General features: G+C 69.0%; 15 protein-coding genes and 1 tRNA gene. 6 read left to right on the top strand and 10 right to left on the bottom strand.

The features are described from left to right. Nucleotides 1–29 precede the first annotated feature (29 nt). Complete coding sequence (locus tag ACZ6TB_RS38380) at nucleotides 30–1,886, bottom strand: acyl-CoA dehydrogenase (RefSeq protein WP_465563311.1); 1,857 nt, start codon at nucleotides 1,884–1,886, stop codon at nucleotides 30–32. Nucleotides 1,887–2,151: 265 nt separating this feature from the next. Here ACZ6TB_RS38380 and ACZ6TB_RS38375 point away from each other — a divergent pair, with 265 nt between their 5' ends. Beyond that, nucleotides 2,152–2,364 (top strand): hypothetical protein, encoded by a 213-nt coding sequence (locus ACZ6TB_RS38375; protein WP_465563309.1) that lies wholly within the window; start codon nucleotides 2,152–2,154, stop codon nucleotides 2,362–2,364. On the opposite strand, the gene ACZ6TB_RS38370 is transcribed toward ACZ6TB_RS38375, so the two are convergent. Further along, nucleotides 2,361–3,488 (bottom strand): PP2C family protein-serine/threonine phosphatase, encoded by a 1,128-nt coding sequence (locus tag ACZ6TB_RS38370; protein ID WP_465563307.1) that lies wholly within the window; start codon nucleotides 3,486–3,488, stop codon nucleotides 2,361–2,363. The genes ACZ6TB_RS38375 and ACZ6TB_RS38370 overlap by 4 nt on opposite strands. Before the next feature lie 112 nt (nucleotides 3,489–3,600). Here ACZ6TB_RS38370 and ACZ6TB_RS38365 point away from each other — a divergent pair, with 112 nt between their 5' ends. Beyond that, nucleotides 3,601–4,143 carry a phosphoribosyltransferase gene (locus ACZ6TB_RS38365; RefSeq protein WP_465563304.1) on the top strand — a complete coding sequence of 181 codons (543 nt, stop codon included), beginning with the start codon at nucleotides 3,601–3,603 and terminating at the stop codon, nucleotides 4,141–4,143. Here ACZ6TB_RS38365 and ACZ6TB_RS38360 read toward each other — a convergent pair. After that, a complete protein-coding gene (locus ACZ6TB_RS38360; RefSeq protein ID WP_465563301.1) occupies nucleotides 4,132–4,407 on the bottom strand; it encodes a YciI family protein in 276 nt (91 codons plus the stop codon). The two genes, ACZ6TB_RS38365 and ACZ6TB_RS38360, sit on opposite strands and share 12 nt — an antisense overlap. A gap of 71 nt (nucleotides 4,408–4,478) precedes the next feature. Between ACZ6TB_RS38360 and ACZ6TB_RS38355 the strand changes: the two genes are divergently transcribed. After that, on the top strand, nucleotides 4,479–5,342 hold the full coding sequence (locus ACZ6TB_RS38355; protein WP_465563298.1) for a TIGR03620 family F420-dependent LLM class oxidoreductase: 864 nt from the start codon (nucleotides 4,479–4,481) through the stop codon (nucleotides 5,340–5,342). 225 nt (nucleotides 5,343–5,567) lie between these two features. Beyond that, complete coding sequence (locus ACZ6TB_RS38350) at nucleotides 5,568–6,047, top strand: YcxB family protein (RefSeq protein WP_465563296.1); 480 nt, start codon at nucleotides 5,568–5,570, stop codon at nucleotides 6,045–6,047. Between the two features lie 137 nt (nucleotides 6,048–6,184). Here the strand turns inward: ACZ6TB_RS38350 and ACZ6TB_RS38345 are convergent, their stop codons facing one another. Together ACZ6TB_RS38345 and dcd are read right to left on the bottom strand one after the other, a co-directional pair. After that, nucleotides 6,185–6,829, bottom strand: a complete 645-nt coding sequence (locus ACZ6TB_RS38345; RefSeq protein ID WP_465563293.1) for a class I SAM-dependent DNA methyltransferase — start codon at nucleotides 6,827–6,829, stop codon at nucleotides 6,185–6,187. A 66-nt stretch (nucleotides 6,830–6,895) separates the two neighbouring features. Continuing rightward, nucleotides 6,896–7,474, bottom strand: a complete 579-nt coding sequence (dcd, locus tag ACZ6TB_RS38340; RefSeq protein ID WP_465563290.1) for a dCTP deaminase — start codon at nucleotides 7,472–7,474, stop codon at nucleotides 6,896–6,898. Nucleotides 7,475–7,549: 75 nt separating this feature from the next. On the opposite strand from dcd, the gene ACZ6TB_RS38335 reads away from it, so the two are divergent. Both ACZ6TB_RS38335 and ACZ6TB_RS38330 read left to right on the top strand, forming a co-directional pair. Next, nucleotides 7,550–8,050, top strand: a complete 501-nt coding sequence (locus ACZ6TB_RS38335; RefSeq protein WP_465563287.1) for a pyridoxamine 5'-phosphate oxidase family protein — start codon at nucleotides 7,550–7,552, stop codon at nucleotides 8,048–8,050. Nucleotides 8,051–8,101: 51 nt separating this feature from the next. Then, nucleotides 8,102–8,172: transfer RNA gene (locus ACZ6TB_RS38330), tRNA-Gly, on the top strand. Between the two features lie 539 nt (nucleotides 8,173–8,711). Here ACZ6TB_RS38330 and ACZ6TB_RS38325 read toward each other — a convergent pair. From ACZ6TB_RS38325 to ACZ6TB_RS38305, 5 genes are all read right to left on the bottom strand, one after another. After that, entirely contained in the window at nucleotides 8,712–9,590 is an 879-nt protein-coding gene (locus ACZ6TB_RS38325; RefSeq protein WP_465563284.1) for a class I SAM-dependent methyltransferase, read from the bottom strand. A 75-nt stretch (nucleotides 9,591–9,665) separates the two neighbouring features. Next, complete coding sequence (locus tag ACZ6TB_RS38320; RefSeq protein WP_465563281.1) at nucleotides 9,666–10,463, bottom strand: ABC transporter ATP-binding protein; 798 nt, start codon at nucleotides 10,461–10,463, stop codon at nucleotides 9,666–9,668. Between the two features lie 9 nt (nucleotides 10,464–10,472). Then, nucleotides 10,473–11,252 (bottom strand): ABC transporter permease, encoded by a 780-nt coding sequence (locus tag ACZ6TB_RS38315; RefSeq protein WP_465563278.1) that lies wholly within the window; start codon nucleotides 11,250–11,252, stop codon nucleotides 10,473–10,475. After that, nucleotides 11,249–12,055: an ABC transporter permease gene (locus ACZ6TB_RS38310; RefSeq protein ID WP_465563275.1), complete on the bottom strand. Its 807-nt coding sequence runs from the start codon at nucleotides 12,053–12,055 to the stop codon at nucleotides 11,249–11,251. The genes ACZ6TB_RS38315 and ACZ6TB_RS38310 overlap by 4 nt, the downstream gene beginning before the upstream one ends. Then, entirely contained in the window at nucleotides 12,052–13,020 is a 969-nt protein-coding gene (locus ACZ6TB_RS38305) for an ABC transporter substrate-binding protein (protein WP_465563272.1), read from the bottom strand. Before ACZ6TB_RS38305 ends, ACZ6TB_RS38310 begins: the two co-directional genes overlap by 4 nt. Nucleotides 13,021–13,175: the final 155 nt, after the last annotated feature.

Below are 13,175 nucleotides of genomic sequence, written 5' to 3'. Positions count from 1 at the left end.
TCCGGCCGGCCTTCGTCGTCTCGGGACTTCTAGAAAACGTCCTCGGACAGGTCCATCAGGTCGAGGGTCGTGTTCTCGATGATGCGGCGGTCGGACCCCACCCGCGGGAGCACCTCGCGGGCGAAGAACCGGGCGGCCGCGATCTTGCCCTCGTAGAAGTTCTTGTCGGTCTCGGAGACCTCGCCGCCGAGCGCCTTGAGCGCGACCTCGGCCTGCCGCAGCAGCAGCCAGGAGAGCACGACGTCGCCGATGGCGAGCAGGATGCGGCGGGAGCTGAGGCCCACCTTGTAGAGCTCGCGGGTGTCGCCACCCTGCACCGCGGCCAGCCAGCCCATCGCCGTGCCGAGGATCTGCTGGAGCTCGCCGAGCGCCTTGCCCAGCGCCAGCCGCTCCTCCTTGAGCCGCCCGTTGCCGGCCTCGCTCTCGACGAAGCCCTGCATCTCGGTGGCCAGCGTGGCGAGCGCGCGGCCCTGGTCCTTGACGATCTTGCGGAAGATCAGGTCGAGGCTCTGGATCGCGGTCGTGCCCTCGTACAGGGTGTCGATCTTCGCGTCCCGCACGTACTGCTCGAGCGGGTAGTCCTGGAGGAATCCGGAGCCGCCGAACGTCTGCAAGGACTCATGACCCAGCAGCTCGTACGCGCGTTCCGAGCCCACGCCCTTGACCAGCGGCAGGAGCAGGTCGTTGACCTTGCTCGCCGCCTTGGCCGCCTTCTCGTCGCCGGCCGCCGTCGCGATCGCGACCTTGTCCTGCCAGGTGGCGGTGTAGATGACCAGGGCGCGCAGGGCCTCGGCGTACGACTTCTGGAGCATCAGCGAACGGCGTACGTCCGGGTGGTGCGTGATCGTGACGCGCGGCGCGGCCTTGTCGTTGTTCTGCACCAGGTCGGCGCCCTGGACGCGGTTCTTGGCGTACTCGAGGGCGTTGAGGTAACCCGTCGACAGGGTCGCGATCGCCTTCGTGCCGACCATCATGCGCGCGTACTCAATGATCATGAACATCTGCCGGATGCCCTCGTGCACCTCGCCCAGCAGCCAGCCCTGGGCCGGGGTGCCGTGCTCGCCGAAGGTCATCTCGCAGGTGTTGGAGGCTTTGATGCCCATCTTGTGCTCGACGTTGGTGGCGTAGACGCCGTTGCGCTCGCCGAGCTCGCCGGTCTCGGCGTCGAAGTGGAACTTCGGCACGATGAACAGCGACAGGCCCTTGGTGCCGGGCCCACCCACGCCCTCGACGCCGGCCGGGCGGGCCAGCACGTAGTGGATGATGTTGTCGGACAGGTCGTGCTCGCCCGAGGTGATGAACCGCTTTACGCCCTCGATGTGCCACGAGCCGTCGGGCTGCGGGATCGCTCGGGTGCGGCCGGCGCCGACGTCCGAACCCGCGTCGGGCTCGGTGAGCACCATGGTCGAGCCCCACTGCTTCTCGACGAACAGCTTGGCCCACTTCTGCTGCTCGGGCGTGCCCTCCCGCTGCACCACGGAGGCGAACGACGGTCCGGACGAATACATCCAGACCGGGGCGTTGGCGCCGAGCACGTTCTCGGCGAGGGCCCACCAGAGGGCCCGCGGCGCCAGCGTGCCGCCCAGCTCGCTCGGTAGATCGAGACGCCAGAACTCGGAGGCCATCCAGGTCTCGAACGACTTCTTGAACGACTCCGGCAGCGGCGCCGTGTAGGTGGCCGGGTCGAAGACCGGCGGGTTGCGGTCGGCGTCGGTGTAGCTGGCCGCCAGATCCTCGGTGGCGAGGCGATTGATCTCGGAGAGGACATCGCGCGCGGTTTCCGCGTCGATCTCGTCGTACGGCGCCTGGCCGAACGCACTGTCAGCCCCGAAGACCTCGAACAGATTGAACTGGAGGTCCCGAAGGTTGCTCTTGTAGTGAGTCATGAGGTGCTGGCCCCGCTTCCGAACGACGCGAGTGAAACGCGAGTTACCCGTCAGTAACTCCCACTGTATTACCCATCGGTAGGAGCCGACAAGCGGCAAGGGGTTCTGTGACCAACCGGCGGTTCGAACATCAAGGACCGCCGATCAGGTGGACGGCGGGACAGCCGTTCGGCCAATAAGTGATGACGGCCGTCGTAGCGACGTATCGAGGTGTCTCGCGGCTCGTTGCTCCGAATAGAGACTCGCCTAAACGCAAGGAGTCGCCATGTTCGCCACGATCAAGAGCCTGATTCCTGAGCCTCGCCAGGCGGACCAGCCACGTCACTACGTCGGGCGGCACCGCCGCGCCGATCCGGTGCCGGCCGTGCCGGTCTCCCCGGCCGCGCCGGTATCCGCTCCCGCTCCCGCGCCCGTTCCCGCCCCGGCTCCCGTTCCCACCCCGGCCCCGGCGCCGACGGCGGAGACCGCGGCCGCCTAACTGCCGGCGGCCCCGACTTCCCAGCTCGGCATCGGGACGGTCGGGCCGTCACCCGGTCCCGCGTACTCCAGCAGGACCAGCGCGATGTCGTCCTCGAGCCGGCCGTGCACCCAATCGACCAGTGCCGTCTCCAGCGACGCCAGTCCGTCGCCCACCGTGCCGTGGCCGAGTAGCCGCCACGCCCGGTCCGCGGTCGGGAAGAACTCCCCGTCCCGGCGCGCCTCGCCCAGCCCGTCGGTGAACAGCAGCAGCCGGTCGCCCGGCTCGAGCCGCTCGACCCGCGCCTTGACCTCGGGCATGAAGCCCAGCGGCGGCGCCGGCGCCTGCGGCTCCAGCGGAATCACCTGGCCGCGCCGCAGCAGCAGCGGCGCCGGATGTCCACAGTTGACGATCGTCAGGGTGCCGCCGCGCTCCTCGACCAGGGCCGCGGTCACGAAATCCTCATCGCCGACGCTGCGGGCCACGGCCCGGTCCAGGTCGGCCGCCACCGCCTTGAGGTCGGCCCGCTCGTACGCCACATGCCGGTAGGAGCCGAGCACGATGCTGGCCAGCCGGACGGCGTCGAGGCCCTTGCCCCGCACGTCACCGATGATGATCCGGACCCCGTACGGCGTATCCAGAGCTTCGTAGAGGTCTCCGCCGATGTCCGCCGCCGCGGTCGCCGAGATGTACCGGCCGGCCACCGCCAGCGCGCCGACCTGCGGGCCGATCGGCCGCAGCACCGCCTGCTGAGCCACCGCCGCCAGCCGCTGGAGCTGGACGATCCGGTCGGCCTGCCGCTGCCGGATGGTGGCCACGGTCGCTGCGATGCCGGTGGCCAGGATGATGCCGACGATGTTGATGAGGCCGGACATGCCCTGCGTGGTGTCGACGCCCACGAAGACCGAGCCGACGATCGTGGCGAGCACGCCGACCACCAGCACGGTCTGCCAGACGGCGAAGACGGCGGCGAGGAACGGGACGGCCGCGAGCAGGCCCACGAACCGGGCGTGCGGCCCGTCCGCGAGCTCCACCGCGGACACGACCGCGAGCAGCACGAGGGCCGCGCCGAGGCCGGCGCGGGATCCTGGGCTCAGCGGGCGACGGCCCGGCGGCAGAGTAGGCATGGTTACGCCGAACAGCATGCCCGATCAGGGCGAGTCACTGCATCAACTTGACCTGTAGTTCGACTCGGTTCTAACCACCTGTTTCACCGGCCTCGGTCGGTCGGCCCGGTAATGGTGACAGGATGTCCGCGTGTCAGTCGATCTTCGTGATCTCCTCCGCGCCCGATTCCGGTGGACCGATCCCGGCGATGACACCGGCTACGTGGTCAGCAACCGCTCCGGCTGGTGGCGTGATCCGCTGATCGTTTCCGGTCTCGGAGACGCGCTCGCCGATCTGTTTCGCTCGTCGTCCCCCACCGTCGTCGTCTCCCCCGAGGTGACCGGCTTCCTGGTCGGGCCCCTGGTGGCGCGCTCGCTGGGCGCCGGCTTCGTGGAGGCCTACCGGGCCGGGGTGCGCCGCCCGATCGCCGAGCCGATGAGCTGGGTGACCGTGCCTACCGATCATCGAGGCGAAGAGCAGCATCTGGGCGTACGGGATGGCCTGATCGCCCCCGACGACCGGGTGCTCGTGGTCGACGACTGGGCCGCGACCGGCGCCCAGGCCGGCGCGTTGCGCACGCTCGTCGGCGACGCCTACGTGGGCACCGCCGTGATCGTGAACGAGTGCCCGCCCCCGGTCAGCGCGGCGCTGAACATTCGCGGACTGCTGACCGGGGACGATTTAGCTCTTTGAATAGCTCTTGAGCACGCCCACGGTCGGCGACCAGCCGATCGCCGTGTATTCGGCGACACCGTTCAGCACGTACGGGTCGCGGGCCAGCACCTCGAACGCGCGCTCCTCGTCCGGCACGTCGAGCAGAACAAGCCCGCCGACCGCCGGGTTCTGCCGGCCGGCCGCCACCACGACGCCCTGCCCGACAAGACCCTCCAAAAAGGCCAGATGCTCGTCGCGAACCTTGGCGACCTCATCGAGCGACACCAGATACTTCGAGATCATCACGTACACGGTGACGTTCCTCTCCCAGCGCCTCGCGGCGGTGACTCGGCCACGATCGTACGATCCAAGACGTGGACGATTTCGGGCGCTACGGAATCTGGATCTCCAGCCGGCACTGGCCGGCCGAGCGAAACTCGGTGGCCGCGGCCGCCGCGGAGCTGGAATCGCTGGGCTTCGGCTCGATCTGGCTGGGTGGCAGCCCACCGGACGATCTCCTGCTCCCCGAGGCCCTGCTGGCGGCCACGTCGCGCCTGGTGGTCGGCACCAGCATCGTCGACATCTGGCGCAGCGACGGCCCTCGCCTGGCGGCCAGTGCCGCCCGCATCCGGGGCCAGTTCCCCGGCCGCTTCTACCTGGGCGTCGGCTCGGGTCACGCCCCCACCGCCGAGGCCCTGGGCCAGCTGTACGTCAAGCCCCTGAGCCGCCTGCGAGAGTTCCTCACCGAGAAGCTCCACGACGTGCCGCAGGACGAGCGCATGATCGCCGCCCTGGGCCCGAAGACCCTGGCCGCCGCCCGCGACCTGACCGCCGGCGCCCTGCCCTACCTGATGCCGCCGCAGCACACGGCCTCGGCCCGCGAGATCCTGGGCTCCGACCGCCTCCTGATCCCCGAGCAGAAGGTCTTCCTGGGCACCGACCCCGACGAGGCCCACCGGGTCGCTCGCCGCATGGCCAAGACCTACCTGGCCCTCCCCAACTACACGAACGCGCTGCGCGGTTTCGGCTTCACGGACGACGACCTGTCCGGCGAGGGCAGCACCCGTTTCCTGGACGAGGCCGTAATTTGGGGCGACGACGAGGCCATCGCCAACGGCATCAACGCCCACCTGACCGCCGGCGCCGACCACGTGGCCGTCCAGGTCCTCCCCGCCGACCCGTCAGACCACCTACCTCTCCCCGAGTGGCGCCGCCTAGCCAAGATCCTCCTCACCTGACCGCGCCCCACTCAGCACCGCGCCACTCACCTGACCGCGCCCCACCCACCTGACCGCGCCCACTCAGCACCGCGCCCCACTCACCTGACCGCGCCCACTCAGCCGACCGCGCCCCACTCAGCCGACCGCACCCCGACCGGAGGCCTCCTTCCCGCCGTCACGCCAGCCCGCCCTCCGCCAACCGGCCCATACCCGGGCAAGGCCGAGAAAAGTTACATTTTGGTAGTGCTTCTTCAGTTCACCGCCCCCGTCGACGGCCGGCTTGTAGCGTCAGCCGTCCGCCGCGGCCTCCGCCCCCTCCTGCTGACCGCGCGCGGCCTCGGCTGGGCCGCGATCGCACTGGCTCTCGTGCTGGAGACCGTCACCGACGGCGGCCCCTACCTGACGCTGCTCCTCACGGGCGCGCTAATCGCCGTAGGCATCCCGATGTTCCTGATGAACACCGGCACCCGCGAGGCCCTGCCCGACGCCGGCCTGGCAACCTACGAGATCACCGACGGCGGCGTGGCCAGCTCGGGAGCAGCAACCCGCCACGCCTACGCCTGGAACGCCTTCCGCTCGGTCGAGGAGGCCCCCGGCCAGCTGATCTTCAGCCGCAGCCGAACCCGCTTCTTCCCAGTGCCGACCGCCGGCCTGAGCCGAGCCCAGATCGACCAGGTCCTGGGCACCGCCGCCGGCCACGGCCTCCGCATCCGCCGCGCTTAAGCCCACCGGTCCGCGCCCGCCAGCCCGCCCGCGCCCACCGACCCCGCCAGCCCGCCAGCCCGCCCGCGCCCACCGACCCCGCCAGCCCGCCAGCCCGCCCGCGCCCACCGACCCCGCCAGCCCGCCAGCCCGCGCCTTCACCCCAGCGCGGCCCCAGGTTTCACTCCCAGGACGTAGGCCTGCGCCTGTTTCTCGTAGTCCTCCGGCGCCCGCACCAGCCGCATCCGCTCGGCAAAACCCGCCTCCCGAAGCAAATCGACCACGGACTCGACCGGATGCTCGTACACATCAAGGTCGATCTCGTGGCCATACCCGCTGGTCAGCACTCTCTTCCGATCGCCGGCCTTGAACGCCAGCAGCACATGGCCGCCCGGCCGCAACACCCGGAAGAACTCGGCGAACACCACCGGCAACAGCGGCCGCGGCGTGTGAACCAGCGAATACCAGCTGACGAGGCCACCGAGACCGCCGTCGGCCAGGTCGAGCTCGAGCATCGAACCCACGCTGAACGCGAGGCCGGGACACTCCCGCCGGGCGACCTCGACCATCGCCGGCGACAGGTCGATGCCGCTGACCTGCAATCCGAGCTCGGCGAGGTGACCGGTGAGGCGCCCCGGCCCGCATCCGACGTCGGCCACCGGCCCCGCTACGACCTCGGCGAAGGCACTCAGCACCGCCCTGTCCCAGGTCGACTCGGCAAGAGCATCCCGGAGCAGGTCGGCATAATCGGCCGCCACCGTGTCGTACGCAATGCGCGTTTTGTCGATATAGGTCCCCGTCATGGGGAGAGCTTTCCAGGGGTGCCTACGGTCGCGCCACCCGCAATTTCCAACCTGTGGATAACTCGGTCAGGCGGTCGGCCACGTGCGGAAATTCTGCGCCGAACGGCTCGGCGTCGGGCCGCGTTGTCCCTGGTAACGAGAGCCGTAGACGGCCGAACCGTACGGGTGCTCGGCCGGCGACGAGAGCCGGAAGATGCAGAGCTGCCCGATCTTCATGCCGGGCCAGAGCTTGATCGGCAGGTTGGCCACGTTGGACAGTTCCAGCGTCACGTGCCCGGAGAACCCCGGGTCGATGAAGCCGGCCGTCGAGTGCGTCAGCAACCCCAGGCGCCCGAGGCTGCTCTTACCCTCGAGCCGCCCCGCGAGCTGCTCGCCCAGCGTGATCACCTCGAGCGTCGAGGCCAGCACGAACTCGCCCGGGTGCAGCACGAACGCCTCGCCGTCGACCACCTCGACCAGCGCCGTCAGGTCGTCCTGCTGCTCGGAGGGATCGATGTGGGTATACAGGTGGTTGTTGAAGACCCGGAAGAACCGGTCCAGCCGCACATCGATGCTGGACGGTTGCATGAGCGCCGGCTCGAACGGCTCCAGGGCGAGATCGCCCGACTTGATCTCGCTGACGAGGTCGCGGTCGGAGAGCAGCATCGCAACACCATACCTAGCTGCACTTTTCGCGTGTCGAGCTGGTCGAGTCGAACATTTGTTCGATAGAATCACCGCATGGCTTCCTGGTCCGATTTCGCCGCCGCCGACCCGTCGCTGGCAGCAGCAGTCCGCGCCCTCCTCGAGCAGTACGGTCCCGGCATGGCCTACCTGGCCACGGTTCGCCCCGACGGCGGCCCCCGGGTCCACCCGGTCTCCCCGGTGATCACCGACGAGGGCCTCTACTGCTTCGTCGTGGCGTCCCCCAAACGGCGAGACCTGGCCCGCGACGGCCGCTACGCGCTGCACTCCTATCCCCCGGAAGAGAGCGACGACGAGGCCTACCTGACCGGCCGAGCCACCCGAGTCCACGACCCGCTCGTGATCGCCACCCTGTCCGAGGCGCTGCGTGCCTCACCCGACGTCGACTGGCACCTCTACGAGCTCGGCATCGACACGGCAACCCTCCGCCGCCACGGCCCCAGCGGCGCGATCCCCCTGGCCGCGACCCCGATGGTGACCCCCATGTCCCGCACCTGGCGAGCCGAGTTATCGCGCCCGCTCGCCATCGCGAGTTGAGCCGCCCGGTCCCGCCATCACCATCCGCAATCAGGTACAGTGATGCCCGCTGCGGGTGTAGTTCAATGGCAGAACATCAGCTTCCCAAGCTGACAGTGCGGGTTCGATTCCCGTCACCCGCTCAGAGGCAGGGGCCTGTGTCCACGGAAAGCGTGGACCGGGCCTCTTCGCATGTCTGCCTGGGGGGCGACCCCCCAGACCCCCACGGTGACTGATGGTTGCGGTAAGTGGGGGGTGGGCTTACTAATTGCGGTTTCTGTACGTCGGGACTTAGCCGTCGCATTGAGCGGTCTTCGGCGACGGGGGCCCGCGATCCTGCCTAGGTTGTTGGCGGTGTGCTGCTGGTCGTGGAAATGCGGGGCGGCCTCGGACGGGTGAGGCCGCTCGCGACGGAGGATTACCGCTGCCCGGTAACGGCGGCCGGCAGCGGTGAGCTGCCTGGTAACGGCCGCCGACAGAGGTGAACTGCCCGGTAACGGCCGCCGACAGAGGTGAACTGCCTGGTAACGGCGGCCGGCAACGGTGAGCTGCCTGGTAACGGCGGCCGACAGCGGTGAGCTGCCCGGTAACGGCGGCCGGCAGCGGTGAGCTGGCCGGAAAGGGCGGCCGGCGGAGGTGAGCTGGGCGGTGAGGGCTGTCACCTCGGCCGGCGGGGGAACGGTCAGCGGCGGCGGGCGGCGGCTATGCGGGCGTGCACGACGGGGGGCAGCCAGTCTTTGGCGATCTTGCGTAGGCCCGTGCGCGGCTTCGGCTTGGGGGCGGCTGCGGCCGGCGGCTTGGGGGCGGGGGGCTGGGCGGCGGGCGGGGGGACCAGGCGGACCTTGACGCGCAGCATTGCGTGGCCGGCGATTTGCTGCGTTTCGACGTAGCCCAACGGGTCTTCGGACAGCCAGGCCTCTAGGTCGGCGCGCACGCTGTCGGCGTCGCCCCAGGTGCCGTACAGCTTTGACTCGGTTACGCAGATCGGCTGCAGCCCCTTGTTGAGCACGGCCTCCCAGACGGCGCAGGCGACGCCGGGGGTGTGCTCCGAGCGGTAGTCGTCGAACACCACGATGCCGTCCGGGCGGAGCAGCTTGCGGGCGGAGTCGACGTCGCCTGCGACATGTTCGTACAAGTGCGAGGCGTCGATGTGAATGAAGCGGCACGAGGCCGGCGCGACGTGTTCGACGATCGCCGACGACGGCGCCTTGACCACGACGGGGAGCTCGGGGTGGAACTGGAGGTAATTGCGCTCGAACGCCGCCTGGGTCAGGGTCGAGTACGACCTCTGCGTCTCACCCGAGTTCGCGTCGTCGGGCGCGTCGGACTCGAACAGGTCGAGGACTGTGAACGTATCGCCGGGCCGGACGTAGTCCCCGATCAGTACCGTGCTCTTACCGAGGTAGCAGCCGAGCTCGACGAAGTCGCCGACCTCGCTGAGGCGGGCCTGACGCTCCAGTATCCAGGCGAACAGGCGCCGGTCACTGGGGTTGAACCAGCCTTTGATCGTGTCCAGATCATGGGCGACTGTCGCGGATAACAGGGTGCTGGAGTCGGGCATGCGGGCAGGGTAGCGAGTTCGTTCACATCTGGCATGCCCTTCGCGACAAACACTGTCCATACGGTCAGGTCGGTGCTACGGGGCGGCGGCTACGGGGGATTGGCCGCCGGCGCCCTTGGCCTCCTGGATTCGGGCGTACACGTGGGAACGCAGCTCTACGAAGCGAGGGTCCGAGCGGGTCTTCAGCTGGTCACGGTCGGCCGGCAGGTCGATGTCGAGGCTTTCGAGCACGTGCGTCGGTGACGACGAGAGGACCACCACGCGCTCGCCCAGGTAGACGGCCTCGTCGATGTCGTGGGTTACGAACAGCATGGTCATGCCGAAGCGCTTCCAGACCGTCCGTACCAGGTCTTCCAGGTCGGCTCGGGTCTGGGCGTCGACGGCGGCGAACGGCTCGTCCATGAGCATGACCTTGGGCTGGAACGCGATGGCCCGGGCGATCGCGACCCGCTGCTGCATGCCGCCGGAGAGCTGCCACGGGTACGCCTTGGCGGCGTCGGACAGGCCCACCGCGGCCAGCGACTCGGCGACGAGCTGGTGGCGTGAGGCCTTGGCGATGCCCTTGGACTTCAGCGGCAGCTCGATGTTCTCGCCGACCCGCAGCCACGGGAACAGGCTCCGCCCGTACTCCTGGAAGACGATCGCCAGGCCGTCGGGCGGGCCGGTCACCACCTGTCCGGCCACCTTCACCTCGCCGGCGGTGGGCGCGAGCAGGCCGCCGAGGCAGCGCAGCAGCGTGGTCTTGCCGCAGCCGGACGGGCCGACGACGCAGACGAACTGGCCGTCGTCCACGGTCAGCGTGATGTCGCCGAGGGCCTCGACCGTGCGGCCATGACCGCCGTACGTCTTGCGCAGCGACTGGATTTCCAGCACAGCTTCCTCCTAATGTCCGCTGCGCTCGGCGGCGCGCGCTCCGTGGTACCAGGTCAAGACTCGCCGTTCGACCAGCGTGAACGCCAGCGACAGCAGGACACCGAGCAGGCCGAGCACAAACACGCCGCTCCACATCTCGGGGATCTGGAAGCCGCGCTGGAACTCGACGACCGTGTAGCCGAGGCCGTTGGTCGCGCCGAGCAGCTCGCCGATGACCATCATGATGATGCAGATGGACAGCGCCTGGCGGGCGCCGACGACGATCTGCGGGCTCGCCGCGCGCAGGATGAACGTGCGCATGCGCAGCCAGCCGGTGATCCGGTAGCTGCGGCAGGTGTCGGAGAGGACCTCGTCGACGCCGCGCACACCCTCCACCGTGTTCAGCAGCACCGGCCAGATGCCGCCGACCACGATGACCAGCACCTTGGTCGGGTTGCCGATGCCGGCGATGAGAATCAGGATCGGCACCAGCACCGGCGGCGGGATCGCCCGGAGGAACTCGAGGATCGGCTCGACCAGCGAGCGCAGCCGGCGGTTGGCGCCGATCAGCACGCCGAGCGCGATGCCGAGCACCAGCGCCAGGCCGTAGCCGATGAACAGCCGGACGAGGCTGGGCACGACGTCGCTCTTGAAGCGGGCGGCCGTCCACGTGTCGGGGAAGACCTTGATGATCGTTTCCAGCGGCGGCTGGTAGAAGCTCTTGCTGCCGGCACTCGCGAACCACCAGGTCACCAGCAGGATCACCGGCAGCCCGATGACAAGAAGGACGCGCCGAAGAAAGAACGTCACAGCGGGAGCTCCCTTCGCACCGAGGGGTGCCATGCCAGCACCACGCGCTCGGCTCGGCGAGTGGCCAGGTTGGCGACCAGGCCGATGAGACCGGAGACGACGATCAGGGCGTACATCGACGGCACCGCGATGCTGCTCTGCGCGACGGCGATCTCCTCGCCGATGCCCTTGGTGCCGCCGATCAGCAGCTCGCCGGTGATGGTGAGAACCAGGGCCACCGACGCGGCAAGGCGAATACCGGTCATCGCGTACGGGAGGGTGGTCGGCCAGACCAGATAGCGCGCCTGGCGCCAGCGGCTGAGCCGGTAGGAAGCCGCCGTCTCCCGCGCGACCGGGTCGACGTCGGTGACGCCGTGCAGCACCTGGATCAGCACCTGCCAGAAGGACGCGTAGACGACCAGCAGCAGGATCGACCGGATCGGGGCGCTGAACAGCACGATCGCCAGCGGCAGCAGGGCCACCGAGGGGATCGGGCGCAGGAACTCGATGGTCGACGCGGTGGCGAGCCGCAGCGCCGGGACCGAGCCGATGACGATGCCCAGCACGATGCCCGCCACCACGGCGATCGCGAGACCGATCAGCCAGGTCGTCATCGTGCCGGCGACCGCGCGCCAGAAGCCGGAGCGGCCGAGCTCGTCGACGAGCGCGCTCACGATCTTGCTGGTCGGCGGGAAGTACTCGGCGGGGAGCACGCCCACCCGCGGGAGGATCTCGAGGAGCGCCCCGAAGGCCAGAAGGCCGACGAGCCCGAGCAGGGCCGGATTGTCTCCGGCCCTGCGCAGGGTGACGGGGGAAGTCGTCACTGCTGGATCAGTTTCGTGGTGTCGACCGGGGCCGTGAGCAGGCCCTCCTGAACCATGAGGTTGTTCATGTTGTCGAGCGAGGTCTTGTCGATCTCGGCCGAGTACTTGGGCAGGGTCATGGCCGCCGCCGTCTCCGCCTTGATCGTCGTGTAGGTGGTGACGATCTGCCGCACCTCGTCGGGGTGGGCGTCGGCGTAGGTCAGCGACTCCTTCATCGCCGCGGTGAAGCGCTTGGCCAGGTCGGCCTTCTCACCCAGCAGCTGAGCCGAGGTGAAGTACGCCGAGATCATCTGGTTCGGGTTGACCGCGGCGAACGAACCGATCTGCTTCCAGCCCTTCGCCTTGGCCGAGGCCACGAACGGCTCGACCACGAACATCGCCTGCACCCGGCCGGCGTCGAGGGCGGCGGCCATGTCGGGGAAGCCGATCTCGACGAACTTGACCTTCGCCGGGTCGCCGCCGTCCTTGCGGACCAGGGCCTTCACCGAAGTGTCCACGATGTTCTTGAGGGTGTTGGTGGCGACCGTCTTGCCCTCGAGGTCCTTCGGCCGCGTGATCGCCGGGTCCTTCACGATGAGCGCGCTGAAGTCCTTCTCCGGGTCGGCGGTGGCGTTGTTGCCGTTGGCGACCGCCTTGATCGGCACGTTCTTGGACTCGCCCAGCATCAGCGACACCACGTTGCTGAAGCCGAACTGGTATTGACCGCTGACGACGGCCGGCACGATCGCCGCGCCGCCCTGGGCCTGCTCGAGCGTGAGGTCGATGTTCTGCTTCGAGAAGAAGCCCTTGGCCTTGCCCAGATAGATGGGCGCCACGTCGACGATCGGGATGACCCCGACCTTGACCTTGTCGGGCGAGTTCGCCGCCCCGTTGCCCGACGAGTCGTCGTCCGAGCCACCGCAGGCGGCCGTGGTGGCCGCGAGCGCGGTGACGGTGAGCAATGCGATGAGCCGTTTTCTCAGCATGATTTCTCAGCAACCTCTACGTCATCGAAGCCGGACCGGATATTTCCACTGGTCGGAATTGACTGGTACTGAGCACGAGGACGAAGGATCTACCATTCGTAGACCAATGTCCCGAGCAGTCGTGTTCGTGATGCGTGGGGCACGAGTGTGTCCCG

It is taken from the genome of Actinoplanes sp. NPDC051537 (assembly GCF_055586105.1).
Note: the sequence above shows the minus strand (reverse complement) of the source record. Positions and strands in the feature narration are given on the sequence as shown.

What these genes read in the sequence shown, in the direction of transcription:
- ACZ6TB_RS38380 (WP_465563311.1), bottom strand. Translation starts at nt 1,886, where the DNA reads ATGACTCACTACAAGAGCAACCTTCGGGACCTCCAGTTCAATCTGTTC.
- ACZ6TB_RS38375 (WP_465563309.1), top strand. Translation starts at nt 2,152, where the DNA reads ATGTTCGCCACGATCAAGAGCCTGATTCCTGAGCCTCGCCAGGCGGAC.
- ACZ6TB_RS38370 (WP_465563307.1), bottom strand. Translation starts at nt 3,488, where the DNA reads ATGCTGTTCGGCGTAACCATGCCTACTCTGCCGCCGGGCCGTCGCCCG.
- ACZ6TB_RS38360 (WP_465563301.1), bottom strand. Translation starts at nt 4,407, where the DNA reads ATGATCTCGAAGTATCTGGTGTCGCTCGATGAGGTCGCCAAGGTTCGC.
- ACZ6TB_RS38345 (WP_465563293.1), bottom strand. Translation starts at nt 6,829, where the DNA reads ATGACGGGGACCTATATCGACAAAACGCGCATTGCGTACGACACGGTG.
- dcd (WP_465563290.1), bottom strand. Translation starts at nt 7,474, where the DNA reads ATGCTGCTCTCCGACCGCGACCTCGTCAGCGAGATCAAGTCGGGCGAT.
- ACZ6TB_RS38335 (WP_465563287.1), top strand. Translation starts at nt 7,550, where the DNA reads ATGGCTTCCTGGTCCGATTTCGCCGCCGCCGACCCGTCGCTGGCAGCA.
- ACZ6TB_RS38325 (WP_465563284.1), bottom strand. Translation starts at nt 9,590, where the DNA reads ATGCCCGACTCCAGCACCCTGTTATCCGCGACAGTCGCCCATGATCTG.
- ACZ6TB_RS38305 (WP_465563272.1), bottom strand. Translation starts at nt 13,020, where the DNA reads ATGCTGAGAAAACGGCTCATCGCATTGCTCACCGTCACCGCGCTCGCG.